Source organism: Anabaena sp. UHCC 0253 (genome assembly GCF_009712085.1).
Taxonomy (GTDB): Bacteria; Cyanobacteriota; Cyanobacteriia; order Cyanobacteriales; family Nostocaceae; genus Dolichospermum.
The window spans coordinates 454,653-460,952 of the sequence record NZ_VILD01000004.1; the positions used below are offsets into that span (position 1 = coordinate 454,653).

Consider the following 6,300-nt stretch of genomic DNA (forward strand, 5'->3'; position numbering starts at 1 on the left):
GAATCCGTTCATGTGGATAAAATTTATCGGACAAGAGAGAATCGAGCTTGGTGTCAAGAAAGAGGAATTAGAATTAGTGGTCCGCCGTTGGGAAGACCACCTAAAAATGTCAGTAAAGAAAATAAGAAACAGGCTGCTTATGACGAAGGTATTCGTAACTGTATTGAAGGTAAATTTGGGCAGGGTAAACGAAGATTTAGTTTGGGTAGAGTCATGGCTAAACTTCCTCATACCTCTCTAACTGCTATTGCTATTACTTTTTTAGTTATGAATCTTTCTACCTTACTATCAAGGGTTTTTTGGGGATTTTTATGGCAATTTTTCCAAATAATCTCTTTTTTCTTTAATTCAATTAGAAAAAGTGATGTTTTGCCTAATTTTAAACAACAAAAACTTATCTTTGCTTTTGCCTAACTACCTAGTTAATTTTTTTTTGCCTTTTTCTACTTTTTCAGCAAGCCCTAATTAGAGAAGCGATCGCTAATCTTGCTATTCCTCACCAAGATTCTGATGTTAGCGATTCCTACGGAGCGCTTTGCTATCGCATTACTTTGAGTATGGGAATTGCCTGTGAAATGCCCACAATAGAACAAAATTTAGAAATGTTAATATCTCATGCAGATCAAGCTCTTTATACAGCGAAAAAGCAAGGACGGAATCAGGCGATCGCACTGCTTTGACCCTCCTAACATAAAAGCGGCATTGCATAAATGCGGGATGAATTAGCGATTGAAACTATTGAAAATTCATTCTAAATTGGGCGAAATCATCCCATGATTCAGCAACGCCGTTTTTATCTTGACCATCAAAAGAGGAGTCATGCTATTTACAAAAATAGTCATGGTCAAAGGGTATCCAGAAATAACCAGGTTTAAAGAGTTGAAAAGCTTCTGGACGATTTATCATATCCCAGATTGACTCCGCCAGCACCAGTCCTACAAAACTGGATGGTTGTTCAGTAATTGTTGTATCCGCCAACAATTCGCTAAATGTTCTAAATAGATCTACTTCAACACCTAACAAAGCATAGCGAAAATCCGGCGCATTCTGCAAACTTCCATAAAGTAAGTTGCCTATTTCCCTTATTTGTGGTGTATCTTCGTCACTTTCGACTAAGTTCTCATTCATCCCCAGAGGAACAACCATACACCACCAGTTACCATCATGATCTTCCATCAGTTCCGGTACAGTCGTGATTTTTTTTCCATCTCCAAGTGTCCAAGATAGCTTTTGAAAATAGCCTAAAAAAAGCTCGGCTTGAGTTTGAGTTCCACATTCAGCCGATAAACTAAAAAGCCATGCCATTATTCACCCCTGTTTTATTTGTCAATCTCTTTTTTATATTCACTTTTCTTTTTTCTGTGGTTCTGGAGTTTTTGTCCAGTTTGGTTGTGTCGCAGCTAGTTCTTGTTGAAATTCTTCCAGTGACATATTTTTTTGGGCTGCCGTAATACTTACATGGTTGTCACCATCATGATTTGCTTTCAGCTTGCCATTGATATTATTTTCTTCAATCTCCCAAACTGGATCTTTTCCTGTACCACCCCAGATGGATGAACGACGATGTGATGGTAGATTTTCTGGACTTCCCTTCGCTGTTGACATACCTTTTCCAGGAACGACTTTTTTCTGTTCATTCAGTTTCACATCGCTATCACGTACACCAAGTTCGCGTGCCGTACTGCCAATTTTCGGTTGACCACTGCTTTCTGTCATGCCCCGATATAATGAGGCACGCATAATACTATTATCTAGCATTGGCTGAATAATACCTGCTTGATCTATTGAAGCTGTTTCATTCTGAGTTCTGCTGACAATTTCTTTCTCTTTCTGCACAGCCCCACCATTCTGCTGCACAACGTGAGTCAACTCATGGGCAATCAACTCCTGTCCCCCGCGACTCCCTGGATCATAAGCCCCTTGACGAAAGAACACATCCTGCCCCGTTGTAAACGCCTTTGCCTGGATTGAGCGATTCAACTGGTCGGACTGAGCATCTGTATGAATCTTCACCCTACTAAAATCTGCTCCCATAGCCTGTCCCATTGACCGTTGCAGACCTGCATCTAATTGCTGTCCACTGCCTCTGGAACTGTTAATAGCGGTGTCTAAATCCATTGACGCTTCCCCTCCTCCAATCGCTTCCTGTCGCTGAAGTTCCTCGTCCGGTTCTTCCATGCGTTGAAGTGATGATAGTTCTGGTTTCGCCTGAAGTTCTTCTTCCGGTTCTTCCATGCGTTGGAGTGATGATAGTTCTGGTTTCGCCTGAAGTTCTTCTTCCGGTTCTTCCATGCGTTGAAGTGATGATAGTTCTGGTTTTGCCTGAAGTTCCTCTTCCGGTTCTTCCATGCGTTGAAGTGATGTAATTTCTGGTTTCGTCTGGAGTTTCTCTTCTAGTTCTTCCTGCTGTTGTGACTGCTGTTGTGACTGCTGTTGTGACTGCTGTTGTTGAGTTGCTTGTACCAATGCTGGGGCATTGATCTGTTGTACTACCTGAGATGCTACCTGATCAGCTTCTTGTTCGTACTTGTCTCCAGGCTGCCCAATGGTTAATTTGGCTTGGACTGGTGATGGTGGGAATACGGGAACATTTTTTAGGTCAAGTGCATAACGCTTGGCGTGTTCATATTGGGCATCAAAGTCTATGTCTGTGGCGGGTGTTGCTGACTTTTTTGGGGTATCAATCCCAAACCCTCTTGTTTGGAAGGGGTTTGACGTTGGTGCAGATGTGTGATTTTGGCTGGTTTTGCTAATTCTATGCTGCATAATTACACCCACTACATCATTAAAGTAATGTTTTTATGTTTGCATAGTTTCCAATGAATTGGGTAATTGAGCCAATACGTTTGACATTGGTCATCTTATTTAACTAAACTGTACTATTAACTGTTCTTATACTGGCGATCGCGCTATGGCAAGCATTGTATTTATCGTCCATTAAGTTCCTTCAAGGCGCTTTTCACTTCATCCGCTTTTACCACTATTGCCATACCAATTCCCGTTTCCGTTGCTGGACCTTTCCTTACATAACTGATATCGACAATGCAGAGCATCTCAAATTCGTCAGGAGCTAAACGTGATACTTGTAAGCGAAATGCTGGTTCTAGAGGTTCAAAGTCAAACTGCTCAGTTCTTGCTTCTAGAAGGTCATTGATACCACCCTGCAATCGTTCAATACATAAACTACTGAACGATTGTTCAAATTCTACCAATTTGTATTTATCTTTGTTGATGACAAGTGCCATTCTGTAATTTCTCCAACCTTCTGTATCAGGTTCATCAATTTGCAGAAGGATTTGCATCGGAGCTTCTAACTCAAAAATATTGTTAAATACTATCATGTTATTCTCCTGAGAATAAGTAGTTGGGCGTTAAAAATTGTCGTTGGGTCAAGGGAACACTATGGCTTACGCCACGCTACGCCACGCTACGCTATCGGCTTCGCTCAGTGCATCGCAGGAACAGGAAGAGAGTTTTGGGCGATTTTAATAGTGATTTCCTAATTATCCAGGACTTACGCACAAGTTACGAAAGAACGAACCACGTTCGCGGAGCGTCCCGTTAGGGATAGAAAAGAGAGTTTCAGAGATATTTTGCGTAAGTCCTATTATCAACTAAACTCTTAATGTCCATCGAGATTTAGGACGGCTACTAACATAACAGGTTGTCTTAGTTCGGTCTGCTACTTCACAAACAGTTACTCCGGTACTTGAGTCGTAATAAATTGTTCCACCTGGATAGTCGGCATCGTCGTATTTAGCGCCGTTATTGACCGCATTATCTATCTGTGCTTCTGTAATACTTCGCTCGCTTGCTCTTTGTCTTAGATGACGTGTCGTTCCATCCGGCCAAAGTTGTACAGTCAAAATATTAGCAGTCTGGATTGATTCCTTTTTTGTTTGCATAAGCGATCGCTGCACAGCCCCACCATTCTGCTGAACTACATGAGTCAACTCATGGGCAATCAACTCCTGCCCCCCGCGACTCCCTGGATCATAAGCCCCTTGCCGAAAAAACACATCCTGTCCCGTTGTAAAAGCACGCGCCTGGATTGAGCGATTCAACTGGTCAGACTGTGCATCTGTGTGAACCTTTACCCCACTAAAATCCGCCCCCATCGCCTGCCCCATTGACCTTTGCAGTCCTGCATCTAATGGCTGTCCACTGCCCCTAGAACTGTTAATAGCGGTGTCTAAATCCTGTGAAGCTTCCCCTCCACCTATCGCTTCCCGACGCTGTACGGTTGACTTAGCTTGAAGTTCCTCTTCTAGTTCTTCCATGCGTTGGAGTGATGATATTTCCGGTTTCGCCTGAAGTTCCTCTTCTAGTTCTTCTTGCTGCTGTGGCTGTGGCTGTCCTTGAGCAGCTTGTACCGATGCAGGGGCATTGATCTGTTGTACCACTTGGGATGCTACCTGATCAGCTTCTTGTTCGTACTTGTCTCCAGGCTGCCCAATGGTTAATTTTGCTTGGACTGGTGATGGTGGGAATACGGGAACATTAGACAAGTCCAGTGCGTAACGCTTGGCGTGTTCATATTGGGCATCAAAGTCTATGTCTGTGGCGGGTGTTGCTGACTTTTTTGGGGTATCAATCCCAAACCCTCTTGTTTGAAAGGGGTTTGACTTTGGTGCAGATGTGTGATTTTGGCTGGTTTTGCTAATTCTATCCTGCATAATTACACCCACTACATCATTAAAGTAATGTTTTTATTTTTGCATAGTTTCCAATAAATCGGGTAATTGAGTCAATACAGTTGATATTTGTCATATTATTTAACTCAACTGTGCTACTAACTGATTTTCTATGCGCGATCGCATTGAAGGTCAATGTTCCATTTTTAGGCTTAATTCCTTTAAACTATTTTCCATTTGAAGTTTCCAATTTTCTGGTATATTTCCATCGTTCCCATAAACTTCTAACAGTTTGCAGCTAAAATCATAGACCATTTGTATGAATGTTTTTCTAGAGACAATGCTTTCACCAAAGACATGGTGATATACTTTCACTTCCTCTTTGTTAAATACATTGTCTGTTGCAAAGTCTTCGTCATCTAGGTCGTTGTAAAATAACACTCCCTGTGGGTCTCCCAAATAACCTCTGTCATTTAAAATGTCATGTATAAATTCCGGATACTTATGTAATCGCATACTAATGAAAAAAAATTGAAGAGGTTCGTTTTCTGGTTGTACCTCTAATCCTATTTTCATCGTATTTGTATATGTCGGATTGTTTATAATTTTATAATGCATTTTTTTATTATTTTTTATTTTCTATGCAAAAAAAATGTTGCTAACTGTCCTTGTCTAATAAATAAAGCCCATTAACGCTACCCCGTTTCTCTCCCTTCCAGTCCATTAAGGCGGAATTAAAAATTAACAATTAAAAATTAAAAAAGCAGATTACACAAGCTTCTTGAGAATTCTTAATGGTTGGTTGATTTACGCCGTACTGTACTAGTATTTCCTGACTTGACTGAGTGATACTTATAATTACTCTTTGAGAATAGTCAAAATATCTTCTAACCATTGCCGATAAGTTAGCCCCAGTCCAGGAGCGTAAATAGAACACAAAAGTTTGTGGATGACAATTTGACCCAAATCCCAATCATCTTCTAATGTCAGGTGATCCGCAATGAATTGTGCCAATTCTTGAGTTACCTGGGTAACAATCGCTTGAGAATTATTAGTCTTAAAGTCACGCACAACAACCTGAAATGATGGTGGCTCTCCCTGCCAGTCATAGATATAAGTCCAATCTTGGTGGAAGTAGCCACCGAAAAATTGTTTGAGTCCTGGATAAAGCTTTTCATACAATCTGCCGTCCGATTTCATAGGTAGTCATCAAAAACTTAGTTTAACTTTGGGCTATCGTCTTGAGTTGGAATATTAATCCCTTAACTTGGGGACTTAACATGGGGAAAATATCTGACAACTTAGTTAGCACTTCACTAATAGAAAAAGAACTTTCAGAAAGATATAAAGGCTGTTTGCGATCTATTAAATCTGCCAAAATATTGAGGAGTGTTGTTGCCATATCTTCATCAGCGTTATCCAACAAATCCAAGAAAAGATGAATATCTTCCTTTGCACCTAATCTATATCTAGCTCCTAAAAGTTCCGCTTTCACCCTAAGAGAACTTTCTGATTTAATATGTGCTGCTAATTTTGGCAAAAGCGTTGGTGTACCTAATAGTCCGATAGAATTAGCTGCATAGGCTCGAACAGATTCATCAGGATCTACTAATGCTGCAAAGATTGCGGTTATTGCTTCCTCTTGTCCCAAGTCACCAAGAGTTTC

The 6,300-nt window shown here is 40.8% G+C and carries 9 protein-coding genes; 2 read left to right on the forward strand and 7 right to left on the reverse strand.

From position 1 onward, the window contains the following. Positions 1–414: transposase (locus FJR38_RS28530; RefSeq protein ID WP_254449459.1), on the forward strand; the 414-nt coding region annotated here is incomplete at its 5' end. A 50-nt stretch (positions 415–464) separates the two neighbouring features. After that, the gene (locus FJR38_RS13710) at positions 465–680 is read left to right on the forward strand and encodes a diguanylate cyclase domain-containing protein (RefSeq protein WP_371418213.1); all 216 of its coding nucleotides are present in this window, start codon (positions 465–467) and stop codon (positions 678–680) included. A 142-nt stretch (positions 681–822) separates the two neighbouring features. On the opposite strand, the gene FJR38_RS13715 is transcribed toward FJR38_RS13710, so the two are convergent. From FJR38_RS13715 to FJR38_RS13750, 7 genes are all read right to left on the reverse strand, one after another. Beyond that, positions 823–1,305 (reverse strand): hypothetical protein, encoded by a 483-nt coding sequence (locus FJR38_RS13715; RefSeq protein ID WP_168493865.1) that lies wholly within the window; start codon positions 1,303–1,305, stop codon positions 823–825. Positions 1,306–1,344: 39 nt separating this feature from the next. Next, positions 1,345–2,766, reverse strand: a complete 1,422-nt coding sequence (locus tag FJR38_RS27775) for a DUF4157 domain-containing protein (RefSeq protein WP_217359286.1) — start codon at positions 2,764–2,766, stop codon at positions 1,345–1,347. A gap of 161 nt (positions 2,767–2,927) precedes the next feature. Beyond that, the gene (locus FJR38_RS13730; protein WP_168537595.1) at positions 2,928–3,341 is read right to left on the reverse strand and encodes a hypothetical protein; all 414 of its coding nucleotides are present in this window, start codon (positions 3,339–3,341) and stop codon (positions 2,928–2,930) included. Between the two features lie 273 nt (positions 3,342–3,614). Beyond that, complete coding sequence (locus FJR38_RS13735; protein WP_168493869.1) at positions 3,615–4,676, reverse strand: DUF4157 domain-containing protein; 1,062 nt, start codon at positions 4,674–4,676, stop codon at positions 3,615–3,617. Between the two features lie 150 nt (positions 4,677–4,826). Then, entirely contained in the window at positions 4,827–5,252 is a 426-nt protein-coding gene (locus FJR38_RS13740) for a hypothetical protein (protein ID WP_168493871.1), read from the reverse strand. A gap of 240 nt (positions 5,253–5,492) precedes the next feature. Continuing rightward, on the reverse strand, positions 5,493–5,834 hold the full coding sequence (locus FJR38_RS13745) for a contact-dependent growth inhibition system immunity protein (protein WP_168537597.1): 342 nt from the start codon (positions 5,832–5,834) through the stop codon (positions 5,493–5,495). A 22-nt stretch (positions 5,835–5,856) separates the two neighbouring features. After that, a partial coding sequence (locus tag FJR38_RS13750) for a HEAT repeat domain-containing protein (protein ID WP_174763998.1) occupies positions 5,857–6,300 on the reverse strand: 444 nt, incomplete at its 5' end.

Excerpts from the sequence above, each read along its gene's own strand:
- FJR38_RS13715 (WP_168493865.1), bottom strand. The coding sequence starts at position 1,305 with ATGGCATGGCTTTTTAGTTTATCGGCTGAATGTGGAACTCAAACTCAA.
- FJR38_RS27775 (WP_217359286.1), bottom strand. The coding sequence starts at position 2,766 with ATGCAGCATAGAATTAGCAAAACCAGCCAAAATCACACATCTGCACCA.
- FJR38_RS13730 (WP_168537595.1), bottom strand. The coding sequence starts at position 3,341 with ATGATAGTATTTAACAATATTTTTGAGTTAGAAGCTCCGATGCAAATC.
- FJR38_RS13735 (WP_168493869.1), bottom strand. The coding sequence starts at position 4,676 with ATGCAGGATAGAATTAGCAAAACCAGCCAAAATCACACATCTGCACCA.
- FJR38_RS13740 (WP_168493871.1), bottom strand. The coding sequence starts at position 5,252 with ATGCATTATAAAATTATAAACAATCCGACATATACAAATACGATGAAA.
- FJR38_RS13745 (WP_168537597.1), bottom strand. The coding sequence starts at position 5,834 with ATGAAATCGGACGGCAGATTGTATGAAAAGCTTTATCCAGGACTCAAA.